The sequence below is a fragment of the Rhodoplanes tepidamans genome (assembly GCF_030813915.1).
Lineage (GTDB): Bacteria > Pseudomonadota > Alphaproteobacteria > Rhizobiales > Xanthobacteraceae > Rhodoplanes > Rhodoplanes tepidamans.
Genome location: NZ_JAUSUJ010000030.1, coordinates 23,473 through 39,512, shown reverse-complemented (window position 1 = coordinate 39,512; position 16,040 = coordinate 23,473). Strand labels below are relative to the sequence as shown.

Sequence of the window (16,040 nt, the reverse complement as noted above, 5' to 3'; positions counted from 1 at the left end):
GCCGTGACCACCACGGTCTCGGCCCTGTCGCTCCCGTTCGAGCAGGCGATCGCTTTCTTCGGGGCGAAGACGAACGCCACCTCGGAGCACTGGACCGACGTCTGGCAGCGCGCCAATGCGCGCGCCTTCACGGTGGCCGGCGCCGCGACCGACGCGCTCGTCTCCGACTTCCGGGCCGAGATCGAGAAGGCGCTGGAGAAGGGCACCACCCTCGCCGAGTTCCGCAAGGGCTTCGACCAGATCGTCGCCAAGCACGGCTGGGAGCACACCGGCACGCCGGGGTGGAGAAGCCGCATCATCTACGAGACCAACCTCTCGATGGCCTACGCGGCCGGCCGCTACAGCCAGCAGACCGAGCCCGAGACGCTGGCGCAATACCCGTACTGGCAATACGTCCACTCGGGCAGCCTGCACCCGCGCCTGAACCACCTCGCCTGGAACGGCCTCACGCTGCGGGCGGACGATTCGTGGTGGGACACCCACTACCCGCCCAACGGCTGGCGCTGCGGCTGCCGGGTGCGCCCGCTCTCGGCCCGCGGCCTCGCCCGCCAGGGCAAGGCCGCCCCCGACCAGGCGCCGCCGATCGTGACCAAGCCGTGGGTGAACCCCAAGACCGGCGAGGTGCACGACGTTCCGGTCGGCATCGATCCGTCGTTCGACTACAACCCGGGACAGGCCTGGCTCGCGGCGAAGCCGGCGATCCCGCCGAACGCCACCTTCGCGGTGCCGCCGCTGCGGCCGGCCGAGCCGGTTCCCAAGCCCAAGGCACCGCCGAAGCCCACGCCCGAGCCGAAGTTCGCACCGGCCCCGGCCGAGCTCGTCTCCGGCATACCCCGGCCTGCCGCTCGCAGCCGCTCGGACGGTGAGGTGAAGACGGGCCGAACCCGGGTCATGTTGCCACCGCGTACGACGGCGGCGTGGCACCCGGCCGACTACAAGGCCGCGGTCGCCGATCAGTCGTCGGCGAGGAAGGCGGCCAGAGCCGGAGCTACGCCGGCCGAGGCCGAGGCCTTTGCCTCCTACCTCAGCGACGGATATCTCGCGCTCAACCAGGCGCTGCGCGACGAGGCGGGCCGGATTCCAGCCGGCGTCGCCGACCTGGTCGGGCGGCTCGACGCGGTCGTCGCCAGGTCGAAGCTGCCCACCGACTTGCGCCTCCACCGCGGTACCGCCTACGTCGAGGTGTTCCCGTCGGTGGAGGCCGCGCTGCAGGCCAAGGGCGCGGTCTACGTCGACGACGGGTATTTTTCGACGACTCTGCAGCGATCGACGGCCGAGGTGTACGGAGAGGCCGCGACACGGCCGCCAGCCCCGGCAGTCGTGTTCACAATTCGCGCCAGGGCCGGAATGGCGGCCGCGCCCGGCACCGACTACGAGGTCGAGTACGTCTTTCCGCGCGGCCAGCGGTGGAGAATCCTCGACGTCCAGCCGGTCGACGACGGGGCCGTGCATGTCCTGCTTGAGCCGGCGTAACCGGAAGCCTATCCTGGACGACCCATGGAGCGAGCCATGCCGGATCCGCGAGACGAGATCGTCACGGTCGACGGCGTCGATATGCGCCGCGGCGACACGCCTGCCTATCGCCGGATCTGGGAGGAACACGTCACCGGTGGGCGGCTCGAATTCCCCGACGGGACGGTGGTCCGCGCCGGGAAGGTGACCGTCGCTGGCCCGCGCGCCATCGTCGGCGAAGACGGGACTCTCGTCGGAATGAAGCCGGAATAGCGAGGTCGTCGCTGGCCGTGGGGTGTCCTAGCTGGCCCCGACGTCCGGACGGCAAGAGGCCCGGGGTTGCCGCCCCGGGCCTCACGCGTTTCAGGGAGTGTCGATCAGCGCTGCGTGGCGATGTAGAGCGCCACCGAGATCCGGGTCAGCACGTAGATCAGGCACGGGATGGCGATGCCCAGCACGATCGCCGGCGCCAGCCACCAGCCCGTGACGGCCTCGCCGAACGCGAAGGCGTTCATGCAGGCCGAGCCGATCAGCACGCCGAGGATCGACGGCCGGGCCCAGCGGGCGATCTCCTTCCTGACCGCCTCGCTGATCGCGCAGAGCTGCGCCGACTCGAGGGCGATCAGGGTGAGGTCGAAGCCGATCGCCGTGGCCCAGGCCTGCCAGGCCGGGATGCCGGTGACGATCGCCACCCCGTGCGCGAGGTGCGAGAGCGACAGGGCGGTGAGCACCAGCCCGATCGCCGCGACGGCCGCCGAAGCGGCGAGCTGCCGCTGGACGCGGCCGCGGTGGATCGAGGACTTGGCCGGCTGCGCCAGCCGGCGGCGGTGGACGCGGCCGGACGGGAGCCGGACGACGGTGGTGAAGAGTGCGGTGGTCATGGTGGTCTCCTAGCTGTGGACCGGGTTGCCGCCCGGCGTCCCTGCGGGACTAACTTAACTATCTCACGAAAGCCTCGCCGGGTAAATGCGGGCGAGATAGGTTTCGTCATTCGCTCGCCTCGCGTGGTCGCGCGGCCACGCTCGTGATAACGTCGCGGCGACTGCACGGCGCGCCCATCGCGCGCAAGGAGGACCTCCATGGCCGGCGCGACGCTGGAGACCACGATCGACGACGCGGTGGTGCTGAAGGCTTTCGCAGCGCTGCAGCGGCTGATGACCGACACCACGCCGGTGCTGCGGGCGATCGGCACCGGCCTGGTGGAGAACACCCACACGCGGTTCGAGGAGGCGCGCGATCCGCAGGGCAATGCGTGGGCGGCCCTGAACCCCGACTACGCGCCGCTCAAGCGCGGCCCCGGAACCTTGCGCGAGAGCGCGATGCGCGGCGGCCTGATGGGCTCGATCACGTTCCGCGCCGCGCGCGATTCCGTCGAGGTCGGCACGAACAAGATCTACGCGGCCGTCCATCAGTTCGGCGCGACCATCGAGCCCGTGAAGGCGAGCCACCTGGTGTTCCGTCTGGCGAGCGGCCTGCAGTTCCGCGACTCCGTCACCATCCCGGCGCGGCCCTTCCTCGGCATCTCCAAGGCCGACGAGGAGACGATCGCCGACACGATCGCCGACGCGATCGACCGCCGCACCCCGCGCGCGTGATCGTCGCCGTGATCGTAGCCCGGGCGGAGCGCAGCGACGGCCGGGACGGCGCTCCCGCATGTCGCTGCGCTCCCTCGGGGCTGCAGGGCCGTCTCGAAGGGTCTTAAAAGGGCGTGGAAGGGCCTGACGGAGGCGGTCCGGGCGTCGGGGGCTCCGGCGCGGCCGTCGCACCGGTGGCCGCCGCAGCGGCTCGCGCGATCGGGGCTGGTCAGGGGCACGCCCGCCGCGTCGGGCATGACGGGATCCGGGGCGCATCTCCAATATGCCCCGCATGCCCGACCTCGTCATCCATTTGTTTTCGGCACTCGCGGCCGCCGGCGCTGCCGGCGCCGGCGGCGTGCCCGAATGGGTGCACCTGGTCCCGGCCGGGACGTTCTCGGGCGTCGACGGCCGCGGGCCCTACCGGCTTGCCGACGCGCAGGCCGTGATCGCGGCGTCGATGGCGGCCGGCAAGCTGGCGATCGACGAGAACCACGCGATCGACAAGGCGGCGCCCGACGGGCGACCGTCGCCGGCGCGCGGCTGGATCGTCGAGATGCAGGCCCGGCCCGACGGTCTGTGGGGTCGCGTCGAGTGGACCGCCACCGGCGCCCAGCTCCTGGCCGATCACGCCTATCGCGGCATCTCGCCCGCCTTCGTGGCCGAGAAGGACGGCGGCCGCGTCGTCCGCGTGCTCCGCGCCAGTCTCACCAACGACCCCAATCTCCAGCTCGCAACCCTCCACGATCGGAGCAGCTCCATGGATCTCGACGCGCTGCGCAAGGCCCTCGGCCTCGCCGCCGACGCCGACGAGGCCGCGATCCTCGCGGCCGCGACGAAGGCCCACACGGCCGTCACCACCCACGCCGCCGAGGTGTCCGGCCTCTTGGCCCGCATCGCCGCGGCCGCCGGCCTCGCCGCCGACGCCGCGGCGACGGCGACGCCGGACGGCCTGGTCGTGCACCTGCAGGCCGTGACCTCGGCCGGCACCAAGACCGAGGCGGAGCTGCGCGGCACCGTGATCGCGCTGCAGACCAGGCTCACCAAGCTCGAGGGCGACCAGGCGCGGGCCGAGGCCGAGCGCGCGATCGACAAGGCGATCGCCGACGGCAAGCCGATCAAGCCGATGCGCGACCACTACATCGCGCGCCACACCAAGGATCCGGCCGGCGTGACCAAGGAGCTCGAGGCGCTGCCGTCGATCCACGACGGCGGCACGGGCGGCCGGCGCGAGCCCGGCGCTGCCGGCGCCGACGGCCTGACGGCCGAGCAGCGCCAGGTGTGCGCCCTGATGGGGGTCGATCCGGCGAAGTACGCCGAGACGCTGAAGGCCGAGAAGGAGACCGTCTGATGGCGCTCGCCAAGGACCGCAACACGCCCGAGCAGGTGGGCGACCTCGCCGAGTATCCGGTGCTCGCCGCGACCACGATCTACGCCGGCGCGCTCGTCGTGCTCGACGCCGACGGCTACGCCAAGCCCGGCACGGCGGCGACCGGCCTGATCGCCGTCGGGCGCGCCGAGGCGCGCGTCGTCAACGCCGGGTCGTCCGGCGACGAGACGGTGCGGGTGAAGCGTGGCGTCTACCGCTTCGCCAACTCGGCCGGCGCCGACGAGATCACGGCGGCCGAGATCGGCGACGCCTGCTACATCGTCGACGACGAGACGGTGGCCAAGGTCGGCACCGGCCGCTCGGTGGCTGGCCTGATCCGCGGCCTCGACGCGCAGGGCGTGTGGGTCGAGATCGGCTTCGGCCCGCTGGTCGGCGCCGGGCTGCTCGCCGCCAACAACCTCTCCGACGTCGGCACCAAGGCGACGGCGCGCGCGAACCTCGGCGTCTACGAGCGCTTCGGCACGCCCACCTTTACGGTCGGCGCCGAAGCCGCCAACGCCATCAACGTGGCGATCCAGCTGAAGGACTCGGTCGGCGACGACCTCGCGGTGCGGGGCAGCGTGTTGGCCTATCTGTCGAGCGACGCCAACGGCGACGCCATCATCGGCACGGCCCCCTCGGGCGGCGTCGCCATCGGCACCGACGGCCTGCTGATCCCGCTGGTCGCTGGCAAGGCGTTCCAGCTCGTCAGCGAGTCGGACGGCGACATCGACATCACCATCACGGAGGCCGGCACCGCCACCTGGCGGCTCGTCCTCGTTCAGCCGGACGGCCGCCTCGCCGTCTCCGGCGCCATCACGTTCGCCTGATCGGAGCCGGCACCATGCTGATCAACGCCGCCAATCTCGACGCCCTGCGGGTCGGCTTCTCCGCCCTGTTTCAGTCGGGTCTCGGTCTCGCCACCTCGCAGTACGCGCGGGTCGCGACCGTCGTGCCGGCGACCACCAAGGAGCAGAAGTACGGCTGGCTCGGCAAGATGCCGGGCGTGCGCGAGTGGATCGGCCCGCGCGTCGTGCACAACCTCGCGCAGCACGACTACGCCATCAAGGAGAAGGCGTTCGAGCTGACCGTCGGCGTCGACCGCGACGACATCGACACCGACAATCTCGGTATCTACTCCCCGATGTTCCAGGAGATGGGCCAGTCGACCGGCTCGAAGTGGGAGGAGCTGGTCTGGGCTGCCTTGAAGGGCGGCTTCACGGGCACCTGCTACGACGGCCAGAGCTTTTTCGACACTGACCATCCGGTGCTCGACGCGAACGGCGTCGAGACCTCGGTCGCCAACACCGACGGCGGGTCCGGCACGCCGTGGTTCCTGCTCTGCACCCGGCGCGTCATGAAGCCGATCATCCTGCAGAAGCGGCGGGACTTCGAGTTCGTCAGCAAGACCAAGGTCGACGACGACCACGTGTTCATGAACAAGGAGTTCCTGTACGGCGCCGATGCCCGCGGCAACGTCGGCTACGGCTACTGGCAGCTCGCCTGGGGCTCCAAGCAGACCCTGAACGCCACCAACTACGCGATCGCCCGCGCCGCCCTCATGGACATGAAGGGCGACTACGGGCGGCCGCTCGGCAACATGCCGGACCTCCTGGTCGTGCCCGGCACGCTCGAGTCGGAAGCGCGCAAGCTGCTCAACAGCGAGTACGGTACCGGCGGCGTCACCAACGAGTGGAAGGGCACGGCCGAGCTGCTCGTCGTCCCCTGGCTCGCCTGATCGGGTGACGCATGGCCCGCCCCCGCAAGCCCAAGGCGTCCGAGACGCCATCCGAGACCAAGGCGCCCGCGCAGAGCGCCGCCCCGGCCGGGCCCGACCAGGCCCCGCCGGCGCCTGCCGCCGATCCGCAACCCGCACCGGACGGCGGCTCTCCTCTTCCCTCCTCCCTCTCGACACCGAGCGAGGCAACGCCGGTCACCGATAACCCGCGAGCGACGACCGTGGAACCGGCGGCGGGGTCCACACCCGCCGCCGGCGATACCCCGGACCCGCAGCTGCGGCCCCACATGGTCGTGCGCTCGCGGCTGCCGCTCGGCCGCCGCCGCGCGCGGCGCAGCTTCGCCCCGGCCGAGACGACGCTGTGGCTCGACGACCTCTCGGAGGCCGATCGAACGGCCATCGAGAGCGACCCGATGCTGATCGTCCGCCGCGTCGGTTGACGCGGGCGTGATCGGCGCCGTCACGGGGGTGCGGCGCCGCCGGGCGGCAGCCGGAGGGTTCTCGGGCCGGCCGCCCCTGCCGGAGAGGCACGCCTCTCCGGCCTCGTTTCGCCGACGTCGAGGCTCCTGATCATGGCCGACACCGACACCGTCCACCGAGATGCCGGCCGTAGCGCCTTTCGCGCGGGCCTGCCGGTGAGCGAAATCTTCGTCCAGGCCTGGTCCGGCCGCAGCGACGACGAGGCGGAGGCGTGGCTGGACGGCTACGTCGACGCGCTGCAACAGACGATCCGGCGCATCGACGCCGTCTTCGACACCAGGAGCTGATCATGAGCGATGGCACCCCATTCGCGGACGAGCAGCCCGAGCCCGACGCGGCGCGGTCCGACTATCACGAGGGCCGGCAGGCCTTCTTGGCCGGCGTGCCGGTCGGCACCGTGATCGCACGGCTCCAGTGCGAGAGCCTCGACACGGCCGACGCCGATCTCGACTACGTCTGCGGCTTTGCCGACGCCGCGCTCGACGCGCTGCGCCGCGCCTCCGGCGTCGCCTGCAACCTCTCCGGCCCGATCGGCGCCTGATCATGACCGCCTACGCCACCGTCGCCGACATGGTGTCTCGCTTCGGCGAGACCGAGGTCCTGCGCTTCAGCGCGGGCGACGGGGCGTTGCCCGAGACCATCCAGCCGGAGCGCATCGAGCGGGCGATCGGCGACGCCTCGGCACTGATCGACAGCTACCTGCGGCGCCGCTACGCCGTGCCGCTCGCCGTCGTGCCGCAGGCGGTGGAGCGGGCCGCGTGCGTGCTGGCCCGCTACGACCTGGCGCAGGGCGGCGACCGCGAGCCGACCGAGCAGATGAGGCTCGCCCGCAAGGAGGCCATCGCCTGGCTGGAAGGCATCGCGGCCGGCACCGTCACGCTGGAGGGGGTCGCCACGCTCTCGGCCGGGTCGAGCGCCCGCGTGCAGGACCGCGACGCCGTCTTCGGCAGCGCCTCGCTGAGGGACTGGTGATGCAAGAGGCGGGGAGCGCCGCAGGCGCGACAGGGACGAGACGATGAGCACCGATCCCATCACGGCCGTGCACCAGGCCGTCGAGGCGCGGCTGCGCACCGTGTTCGCGCCGAGCCGCTGGCCGTTCGAGCTGGTGCCGTCGCCGATGACGCTCGACGAGTTCAAGGGCGTAGTCGCGAAGGCGACGCCGTGGCTCGGCTTCTCGTGGCGCTCGATCGAGCCCGACGCCAATGCGGGGCGCACCATCACGGGGCGCCTCGGCTTCACGCTGACCATCGTGATCAAGAACACGAGCCGCGCGGCGCGCTTCCTCGGCGACCGGGTCGGGCCAGGTCTCTATCCGTCGACCATCGCGGCGGCCGCGTTGCTGCACGGGCTGACCGTGCCGGGGGTCGGCACGCTGTCGGTCACACGCGCCGGCTCGGCCTTCGCCGACGGCTGGAGCGACGTCGGCATCGCCATCGCCACGGTCGACGTCGACGTCGGCGTCGACCTGTCCGATGCGCTCGATGCCATCGCATCGAGCGACGACTTCCTGCGGCTCGTGACCGCCTGGGACCTCGACGCCGAGGCCGGCCAGGCCGCCGGCGAGCCGACCGACACCATCCTGCCGAGGGGGACCTGATGCCCGCCGAGACCGCGTTTCTGAAACCCGCCGAAGGCCGCCGCGTGCCGCTGCCCGACGGCAGCCCGTGGCCGGCCGAAGGCAAGCGGGTGGAGCTCGACCGCTACGTCCGCCGCCGCCTCGCCGACGGCGACCTCTTGCCGGCGCAGCCGGCCGTGCCGGCGCAGCCGGCCGTGCCGGCGCAGCCGGCCGTGCCGGCGCAGCCGGCCGTCGCGACCGAGCCCGACGTGCCGGCCGTCGCGGCCGAGGCCGCCGTCAAGCCCAAGAAACGCTGAGACGTAGCGCTGAGGAGCAGCCATGACCATCACGTTCGACGAGATCCCGTACGACCTGCGCAAGCCCGGCACCTATGTCGAGGTGGCGCCGGTCTACGATCGCAAGTCGGGGACCTATGGCTGGCCGGCCCGCGCAGTGCTGCTCGTGCAGAAGCTGAGCACCGGGTCGGCGGCCGCCGCCACGATCTACCGGATCACCCGGCCGGCGCAGGGGGCCAGCCTGTTCGGCGCCGGCTCGATCGGCGACCGGATGGTGCAGGCCTTCAAGGCGGCCAACAAGACCACCGACCTCTACGCCATCGCGCTCGCCGACAAGGGCGACGGCGTGCAGGCGACCGGCACCTTCGTCTTCACGGGCCCGGCCACGGCGGCCGGCACGATCGCCGTGCACGTCGCCGACCACCGCGTCACGGTCGGCGTCGCGGCGAGCGACAGCGCCACGACGATCGGCGCCGCGGTCGCCGCGGCCCTGACGGCCGTGGCCGACCTGGAGGTGACGGCCTCGGCGACGACCGGCACGGTGACGGTGACGGCCAAGCACAAGGGCGAGGCCGGCAACGCCCTGCAGCTCGCCGTCAATCCGCGCATCGACGACGTGATGCCGGCCGGCGTCGGCTGTACCGTCACGGCGATGAGCGGCGGCAGCGGCAACCCGGACGTGACGACCCTGCTGGACGCCATCGCGGCCGAGTGGTTCACGGGCGCCGTCACGGCCTGGACCGATTCGACCAGCCTCGCCGCGCTCGCCGCCTGGGCGGCGGAGCGCTACACCGCGATGGCGCACAAGGACGTCAAGATCTACTGGGGCCCTCACGGGACCTTCGGACAGCTCGGCACGCTCGGTGGCTATACCAACTCGCCGCACATGCCGTCGGCGCCCGGCGCCAACCGGTCGGCCTCGCCGCCGTGGGCCTGGGCGGCATCGCTTGCCGGCATCGCCGAGGCCCAGCTCGCCGCCGATCCGGCCCGTCAGCTCCGCGGCCTGGCGCTGCCCGGCATCGCGGCACCGGCCTCGGCCGACAGGTTCACCGAGGAGGAGCAGGACCTGCTCCTCCATTCCGGCATCTCGACCTTCGAGGTCGACACCGACGGCACAGTCAGGCTCGACCGTGTGATCACGACGTTCAAGACGACGAGCGACGGCGCCGAGTCGGACGCCTGGCTCGATATCACGGTGCCGGCGACCCTCTCGCGCATCCGCTACGACTGGCGGGCCCACACGGCGGCGACCTATCCGCGCCACAAGCTGGCGTCCGACGGCTCGCCGGCGGCCGAGCACTCGCCCACCGTCGTGACCCCGCAGAAGCTGCACGGCTCGTGGGCCGCGCGGTGCCAGGTCTACGAGCGGAACGGCTGGATCCAGGACGCCACCGAGACGGTCGGCCGGTCGAGCTTCGAGCGCGACGCCGACGACCGGCACCGGGTCAACAGCATCCAGCGCGTGAAGGTCATGGACAATCTCATCGTGCTGGCCGGCCGGCTCGAGTTCGAGGTCTAGCGGCCGACGGCCGCCCGAAACAGGAAGGGAACCGCTGCGATGGCGCAGACGCTCGGGATCGTCGACGTGGTGTGGAAGGGCCAGAACCTCCAGGTCGAGAAGGGGGCGAAGTTCAAGCCCGGGGGCATCAAGAACAACCCCGTCACCTATGGCCGCGCGGTCGGCCGGGCGCAGGAGTTCACGCCCGGCGAGGTCAAGGCGACGGTGCCGCTGCGCAAGGGCCAGCGCGCCTCCGACCTCTACTCGGCCGAGGAGGGCGAGCTGCAGGTGACCTGCGACACCGGCCAGGTGCTGACCTGGTCGGACGCCTTCATGACCGAGATCCCCGAGTTCACGGGCGGCGAAGGCGGCAAGGTCGAGCTGACCTGGGCGGTCGGCGAGCCCGAGGAATTCACCGTCTCCTGATCCCCACGAACGGAGCCCCCATCATGGCGAAGCAGCCTGCCACCGAGACCGTGATCGACCTGGACGAGGGCTTCGTGCCGCAGCAGGCCGGCGCGCTGGAGCGCATGCGCGCGGCCGGGCCGACCGGCCCCGTCGTCCCGGCCGGGCCGGACGTCGTCGTCGACGAGGACCCGGCTGCGGCCGCCGTCGTGGACGAGGACGCCGACGAGAGCGGCAAGCTGCCGAAGCGGGCCGTGCGTCATCCCGACGGCACCATCGAGCTGCCGCTGCGGGAGCCGCGCAGCCTCCAGGTCCGCTCGTCCTCGCGCGGCCTTCGCGAGGAGACGTACGACCGCCTGACCTTCCACCGGCTCACCGGCGCCGACCTGCGGGCGATCGCCGCGGCGTCGAAGGAGACGCAGCCCGTGGTGATGCTGGCGCGCTCCGCCCGCATCCGCCAGCCGATCATGAACGCGCTGTTCGACGCCATGGACGCGGCCGACCTCGCCGACGCGGCGGAGTGCGTGAACTGTTTTTTCGGGAGTGGCCCGACGACTGGCCGGTGAAGCTCGGCGGCCTCGCGGCGAACACGGGCTTCGCCGCGGCCGAGCTGGAGGCCATGACGATCGACCAGGTCCTGTTCTGGTGGGGCGCCGTCGGCGCCTGGCAGCAGGCGAGCAGGGACGCGTGACGCCATGAACCGCCAGCTCGCTCTCTCCGTCATGGTGCGCCTGGTCGACCGTTTGTCCGGCCCGATCGAGCGGCTGATGGGGCGGGTCCGCGCGCTCGGCGCGCTCGGCGGCCGCATCGGCGACCTGACCCGCCGGGTCGGCGATCTCGGCACCCGCATCGGTGCGGTCGGCGCGATCGGTGCCGGCCTCTCCTTCGCGGCGCCCCTGCAGGCGGCGGCCGCCTACGATGCCGTGGTCCGCGACATCGGCATCACGGCAGACCTGACGGGCGAGAAGCTCTCGGCCATGATCGGCACGGCCGGGCCCGCCATGGAGAAGCTGTCGTTCGAGGTCGGCCAGCGCTCGATCAATCTGGCGAAGGCACTGCAGAGCCTCGTCTCGTCGGGCCTCGATTTGCCGACCGCGCAGGGGCTGATGCGCACGGTCGGTCGGGTGGCGACGGCCGCCGGCGCCGAGGTCATGGACGTGGCGCGAGCCTCGTTCTCGCTGTCGAACAGCCTCAGGATCTCCGTCGCCGAGATGGAGACGGCGCTCGCCAAGCTGGTCACGGCGGGCAAGCTCGGCCGGTTCGAGTTCAAGGACATGGCGCGGGAGCTGCCGGAGCTCACGGCCGGCATCCAGAAGTTCGGCATGTCGGGCATGGAGGCGGTCACGACGCTCGGCGCCGCCCTGCAGGTCGTGATGTACGGCACGAGCAGCCCGTCGGTCGCCGCCAACAACCTCTCGAACCTGTTCCAGAAGTTCTTCGGCAAGGAGACGATCGAGAACTTCAAGAAGGAGTTCGACACCGACATCATCGGGACCATCCAGAACGCCACCGCCCGCGGCCTCAACCCCTTCGAGGCGGCGATGCGGAAGCTGTTCGACAAGACCGGCATCTCGGCCGAGGAGGTGAAGAAGGTCTACGACGAGGCGGCGGCCGGCGGGGCCAACCAGCTCGAGGCCTTCGAGAAGGTCCGCACACACCTCGAGCGCATCGGGGCGGCCGCGAAGATCCAGCTGGTCTTCGGCGACAAGCAGGCCCTCGACGCGATCATCCCGTTTCTGGCCAACCTCGACAAGTACAAGGAGTTCAAGGCCTCGATCGCCATGGCCGACACCGCGATCATCGCCCGCGACCTGGCCGGGCGGATGGCGGGCCTGACGGCCCGGATCGAGGTCTTCGCCGAGACGGCCGAGCAGGCGATGCGGCGCGTCGGCAACGCCTTCTCGACCAACCTCGCCGGGCTGACCTGGATCCTCCAGCAGGTGATGACCGTCGTGGCGTGGCTCGACACCGCGATGCCCGGCAGCGTCGACACCGTGCTGAGCTGGGGCGGATCGCTGCTTCTCGCGGCCGCGGGGCTCGGGCTGGTCGGCAAGGCCGTCGGCTTCGTCGCGGCGGGCATCGGAGTCCTGGTCGGGCTGATCGGAGGCCCGGTCGTGGTCGGCTTCGCCGCACTGGCTGCTGCCATCACGGGGGCCGCCATGGCCGTCTACACATACTGGGAGCCGATCAAGGGCTTCTTCGCGGGTCTCTGGACCTCGATCGAGACCACGTTCACGAGCTTCGGCGCCCGCATCGCGGCGTGGTGGGAGGGGCTGATCCCGGACTGGGCCCGGCCGCTGATCCGCGGCGCCGCCGCCGTGGTCCCGGGCGGCGGCCTGGTCGCCGCCGCGGCCTCGGCCGCGGGGCCGGCCCGCGACGGCCCGGGCCCGACCGCGCAGAAGCAGGAGGTCGGCGGCAAGATCGTCGTGCAGGTCGACGGGCCCGCCAAGATCACCAGCGTCACCAGCGACAGCCGCGCCGTGCCGATCGAGGCCGACCGCGGGCAGATGCTGTGGGTGCCGTAGCGCCATGAGCCTGCTCGACACCGCACTCGACGAGATGCTGCCGGGCCTGCTGCCCGGCGCCTTCCGGGGCGTGCGGTTCTGGGTCCCCGACGCCCGGCACGAGGCGGGGCGGCGCACCATCCGCACGCTGTTCCCCGGGCTCGACGACGTCGCGATCGACGATCTCGGCATCCACCGCGGCGTCGTCGACGTCGTCGGCGTCATCGTCGGCGACGACTACGTGGCCCGGGCCGAGGCGCTGCGGGTCGCCTGCCAGACGCCCGGGCCCGGCATCCTGCTGCATCCCTGGCTCGGCGAGATGCGGGTGACGGTGGCCGAGGCCGCCTCGATCTCGTTCGCCGCCCGCGAGCTGCGCGTGGCGCGCTTCCGGGTCGGGTTCTTCCCGACGCCGGAGCCGAGCATCGTCTCGTCGACCCTGTCGGCCGTGCTGGGCGCCGTCTCCGGCCTGCTCGCCGCCGCGGCGGTGCCGATCGCCACCGTCACGGGCGCCGCCATGCTGCCGGTGGCGCTGTGGTCGGCGGCGCGCGGCGTCGCCCGCGAGGTGGCGACGCTGGTCTCCACGGCGGCGGGGGCGCAGCGCGGCGCCGCCTCGCTCACGGCCGTGCTGGTGCGGCCGCTCGCCGGGCTCGATGCGGCCGTGCAGGCGGCCGCCGGCCGCGACAGCGCTGCCTCCCTCGCCGCCGCGCTCACCGCGCTGACCGTGCCCGTGGCGACGCTGGCGATCGGCGCACCGGTGGCGGCGATCGGCTCCGCCGTCGCCGAGACGGTCGACGCCGAGACCTTCGGAGCGCGCGACGGCGCCGGCATGCTGCTCGGCCTGGTCGATGCGGTGCTGGGCCTCGAGGCGACGTCCCGGCCCGAGCAGGCGGTGCGGCTCGGCGCCAGCGCGGCGATCGCCAGCCAGGCCGCCCGGGTGATCACCGAGATCGACCACGAGTCGCGCCAGGAGGCGGCGCGCTGGCGCAGCCGGCTGTTCGCCGCCATCGATGCCGTCGAGGCCGCGGCCGTGCCGCTGGCGGCCGACGGGCCCGAGGCGGTCGCCGGGCTGACGGCGGCGCTCGGGGCGCTGCGCGCCTCGGTCGCCCGCGACATCAACGAGGCGATCGGCCGCCTGCCGGCGGTCGTGCTGGTGACGCCCGCCGCCACGCTCTCGGCGTGGCTCGTCGCCGACCACCTCGCCGGCGACGAGCCCGGCGCCGTCGTGCCGATGCTCGACGACATCGTGACCCGCAATGGCCTGCGCCACCCCGGCCTGGTGCCGCCCGAGCCGATCGAGGTGCTGACCGAGGCGCCGGCGTCATGACGCTCGCCACGACGCGCCGGATCGCCCTGCATCTCGACGGCGAGGTCTACGACCAGTGGAGCGCGGCCGAGATCGGCCGCGACCTCGGCGACCTCTCGGGCGCGATCAGGCTGGAGCTGCGCGACCCGGAGGCATCGGCCGCGACGTGGCCCTATGCCTCGCTGGTCGAGGCCATGGCGAGCCCGGCGCCCGGGCTCGCCGCCACCGTCACGATCGACGACGAGCCGGTGCTGGTCGGGTGGGTCGACGACGTCGACACCGAGGCCGGCGAGGACGGCTGCCGCGTGACGATCGCCGGGCGCGACAAGGCCGGCGACCTGATCGACTGCGCGGCACAGCCCAAGGGGCCGAGCGAGTACAAGGGCCTGTTGCTCGACGCCCTGGTGCGCAAGCTGGTCGAGCCGTTTGGCCTCGCCGTCAAGGTCGAGGTCGACGTCGGAGAGAAGTTCGACCGCGCCGTGATCGACGCCGGCGAGACGGTGCGCTCGGCGATCGAGAAGTGGGCCCGCCAGCGCGCCGTGCTGGTCGTCTCGGACGGCGTCGGCGGGATCGTGCTCACGCGCAGCGGCAAGACCCGCGGCCCGGGCGATCTGGTGTTCCCCGGCAACGTGATCCGCTCCGCCGGCCGGTTCTCCTGGCGCGAGCGCTTCAGCGACTACTTCGTCCAGTCGCAGGCCGAGAAGGGGCAAAAGCTCGACCGCACGGCGGCGCCGCTCGACGCCCGGGCTGCGCCGCAAGCCGAGCCCGTGAAGCCCGACAAGGCAGCCGAGGAGGCCGGCGTGATCATCACGGGGCATTACAAGGACCAGGCCGTCGGCCGCTGGCGCCCGCACGTCTCGCCGAGCCGCACCACCACGTACAAGGCGCCGGCCAAGACCGTGGCCGAGTGGATGGCACGGACCGCGAAGGCGAAGTCCCGCGTGATCGAGCACACCGCGAAGGGGTTTCGAGGACCCTCCGGCGGGCTGTGGAAGCCCAATCAGCTGGTGTTCGTCGACGACGCCTATGCGGGTGTGCGCCGCGACATGCTGGTCCGCGGCGTCGTCTACGGCTTCGACGACCAGGACGGCGAGACGACGCGCCTGGCGCTGGTCGGCGCCCAGGCCTTCGACCTGCTGCCCGAGGGCGACAGCGAGCAGGACAAGGGCGGCACGCTCGACAAGACCGCGGCGAGGTTGTGATGCGCGAGCTCGTGCACATGATCCGCGGCCTGATCACGCGGGCCGTGGTGCGGTCGAGCGACGACGGCAAGGCGACGCAGCTCGTCGACGTGACGATCCGCGAAGGCCACGACCGCGCCGGCGTCGAGGTGCTGCAGCCGTTCGGCATCGCGTCGCGGGCTCCGGCTGGTGGCCTGGTGCTGGTGCTCGCGGTCGGCGGCGACCAGGGCGACCTGGTCGCGCTGCCGGTGTCGGCACCCGGCGTGCGGCTCGGCTTCCTCGAGGAAGGCGAGGCGGCGCTCTACGGCGCCGACGGCAGCCGCGTGCACGTCAAGGCGGACGGCACGATCGAGGTGCAGGCCCACAAGGCCTACCGGGTGATCACGCCACACGGCGAGATCACGGTCGACGAGGCCGGGCTCGTGCTGAAGCGCGGCGACGACGTGACCGTGACGCTCACCGACACCGCGATCGAGGCGAAGGTCGGCACCAGCACGGCCCGGGTGTCGGCCGCCGCGGCCAAGCTGCTCGCCGGCGGCCACCGCCTGGTCGTGCACGCGAGCGGCATCAAGTGCTCGATCCTGCCGACCGTCGGCGCCGACCCGGACCCGTGACCAGGTCGCATCGACCCCCGCCGCGGCGGGCATGATGCCGGGCCCGCGCGCGCGCGAGACTGGCGCCCTCA

At 72.4% G+C, this 16,040-nt stretch carries 21 protein-coding genes; 20 read left to right on the top strand and 1 reads right to left on the bottom strand.

The features are described 5' to 3' along the window. Nucleotides 1-3 precede the first annotated feature (3 nt). Nucleotides 4-1,473: a phage minor head protein gene (locus tag J2S22_RS26605; RefSeq protein WP_272778815.1), complete on the top strand. Its 1,470-nt coding sequence runs from the start codon at nucleotides 4-6 to the stop codon at nucleotides 1,471-1,473. A gap of 36 nt (nucleotides 1,474-1,509) precedes the next feature. After that, nucleotides 1,510-1,725 (top strand): hypothetical protein, encoded by a 216-nt coding sequence (locus tag J2S22_RS26600; RefSeq protein WP_272778814.1) that lies wholly within the window; start codon nucleotides 1,510-1,512, stop codon nucleotides 1,723-1,725. A gap of 104 nt (nucleotides 1,726-1,829) precedes the next feature. Here the strand turns inward: J2S22_RS26600 and J2S22_RS26595 are convergent, their stop codons facing one another. Beyond that, a complete protein-coding gene (locus tag J2S22_RS26595; protein WP_272778813.1) occupies nucleotides 1,830-2,333 on the bottom strand; it encodes a hypothetical protein in 504 nt (167 codons plus the stop codon). A 198-nt stretch (nucleotides 2,334-2,531) separates the two neighbouring features. Between J2S22_RS26595 and J2S22_RS26590 the strand changes: the two genes are divergently transcribed. The 18 genes from J2S22_RS26590 (at nucleotide 2,532) to J2S22_RS26505 (ending at nucleotide 15,969) form a co-directional block, all read left to right on the top strand. Then, nucleotides 2,532-3,047 carry a phage virion morphogenesis protein gene (locus J2S22_RS26590; RefSeq protein WP_272778812.1) on the top strand — a complete coding sequence of 172 codons (516 nt, stop codon included), beginning with the start codon at nucleotides 2,532-2,534 and terminating at the stop codon, nucleotides 3,045-3,047. Between the two features lie 271 nt (nucleotides 3,048-3,318). After that, nucleotides 3,319-4,377 carry a phage protease gene (locus J2S22_RS26585; protein ID WP_272778811.1) on the top strand — a complete coding sequence of 353 codons (1,059 nt, stop codon included), beginning with the start codon at nucleotides 3,319-3,321 and terminating at the stop codon, nucleotides 4,375-4,377. After that, nucleotides 4,377-5,225: a hypothetical protein gene (locus J2S22_RS26580; RefSeq protein ID WP_272778810.1), complete on the top strand. Its 849-nt coding sequence runs from the start codon at nucleotides 4,377-4,379 to the stop codon at nucleotides 5,223-5,225. The genes J2S22_RS26585 and J2S22_RS26580 overlap by 1 nt, the downstream gene beginning before the upstream one ends. A gap of 14 nt (nucleotides 5,226-5,239) precedes the next feature. Further along, entirely contained in the window at nucleotides 5,240-6,133 is an 894-nt protein-coding gene (locus J2S22_RS26575; protein ID WP_272778809.1) for a Mu-like prophage major head subunit gpT family protein, read from the top strand. An 11-nt stretch (nucleotides 6,134-6,144) separates the two neighbouring features. Continuing rightward, nucleotides 6,145-6,573 (top strand): HI1506-related protein, encoded by a 429-nt coding sequence (locus tag J2S22_RS26570; protein ID WP_272778808.1) that lies wholly within the window; start codon nucleotides 6,145-6,147, stop codon nucleotides 6,571-6,573. A gap of 132 nt (nucleotides 6,574-6,705) precedes the next feature. Continuing rightward, a complete protein-coding gene (locus J2S22_RS26565; RefSeq protein ID WP_272778807.1) occupies nucleotides 6,706-6,900 on the top strand; it encodes a hypothetical protein in 195 nt (64 codons plus the stop codon). A 2-nt stretch (nucleotides 6,901-6,902) separates the two neighbouring features. Beyond that, nucleotides 6,903-7,154 (top strand): hypothetical protein, encoded by a 252-nt coding sequence (locus J2S22_RS26560; protein ID WP_272778806.1) that lies wholly within the window; start codon nucleotides 6,903-6,905, stop codon nucleotides 7,152-7,154. A gap of 2 nt (nucleotides 7,155-7,156) precedes the next feature. After that, complete coding sequence (locus tag J2S22_RS26555; protein WP_272778805.1) at nucleotides 7,157-7,585, top strand: gp436 family protein; 429 nt, start codon at nucleotides 7,157-7,159, stop codon at nucleotides 7,583-7,585. Between the two features lie 43 nt (nucleotides 7,586-7,628). Further along, on the top strand, nucleotides 7,629-8,210 hold the full coding sequence (locus J2S22_RS26550) for a hypothetical protein (RefSeq protein ID WP_272778804.1): 582 nt from the start codon (nucleotides 7,629-7,631) through the stop codon (nucleotides 8,208-8,210). Beyond that, entirely contained in the window at nucleotides 8,210-8,485 is a 276-nt protein-coding gene (locus tag J2S22_RS26545) for a DUF2635 domain-containing protein (RefSeq protein ID WP_272778803.1), read from the top strand. The genes J2S22_RS26550 and J2S22_RS26545 overlap by 1 nt, the downstream gene beginning before the upstream one ends. Nucleotides 8,486-8,507: 22 nt before the next feature. Beyond that, the gene (locus J2S22_RS26540; protein WP_272778802.1) at nucleotides 8,508-9,983 is read left to right on the top strand and encodes a phage tail sheath subtilisin-like domain-containing protein; all 1,476 of its coding nucleotides are present in this window, start codon (nucleotides 8,508-8,510) and stop codon (nucleotides 9,981-9,983) included. Nucleotides 9,984-10,022: 39 nt separating this feature from the next. Further along, entirely contained in the window at nucleotides 10,023-10,388 is a 366-nt protein-coding gene (locus J2S22_RS26535) for a phage tail tube protein (RefSeq protein ID WP_272778801.1), read from the top strand. Between the two features lie 23 nt (nucleotides 10,389-10,411). After that, nucleotides 10,412-10,933, top strand: coding sequence for a phage tail assembly protein (locus J2S22_RS26530; RefSeq protein WP_272778800.1), 522 nt, complete (start codon nucleotides 10,412-10,414; stop codon nucleotides 10,931-10,933). Further along, nucleotides 10,930-11,058 (top strand): hypothetical protein, encoded by a 129-nt coding sequence (locus tag J2S22_RS26525; protein WP_272778799.1) that lies wholly within the window; start codon nucleotides 10,930-10,932, stop codon nucleotides 11,056-11,058. Before J2S22_RS26530 ends, J2S22_RS26525 begins: the two co-directional genes overlap by 4 nt. 4 nt (nucleotides 11,059-11,062) lie before the next feature. Then, nucleotides 11,063-12,892, top strand: a complete 1,830-nt coding sequence (locus J2S22_RS26520) for a phage tail tape measure protein (RefSeq protein ID WP_272778798.1) — start codon at nucleotides 11,063-11,065, stop codon at nucleotides 12,890-12,892. A gap of 4 nt (nucleotides 12,893-12,896) precedes the next feature. Further along, a complete protein-coding gene (locus J2S22_RS26515) occupies nucleotides 12,897-14,195 on the top strand; it encodes a DNA circularization N-terminal domain-containing protein (protein ID WP_272778797.1) in 1,299 nt (432 codons plus the stop codon). After that, on the top strand, nucleotides 14,192-15,376 hold the full coding sequence (locus J2S22_RS26510) for a phage baseplate assembly protein (RefSeq protein ID WP_272778796.1): 1,185 nt from the start codon (nucleotides 14,192-14,194) through the stop codon (nucleotides 15,374-15,376). The genes J2S22_RS26515 and J2S22_RS26510 overlap by 4 nt, the downstream gene beginning before the upstream one ends. Continuing rightward, nucleotides 15,376-15,969 (top strand): phage baseplate assembly protein domain-containing protein, encoded by a 594-nt coding sequence (locus J2S22_RS26505; protein ID WP_272778795.1) that lies wholly within the window; start codon nucleotides 15,376-15,378, stop codon nucleotides 15,967-15,969. Before J2S22_RS26510 ends, J2S22_RS26505 begins: the two co-directional genes overlap by 1 nt. The last annotated feature ends 71 nt before the right edge of the window (nucleotides 15,970-16,040 follow it).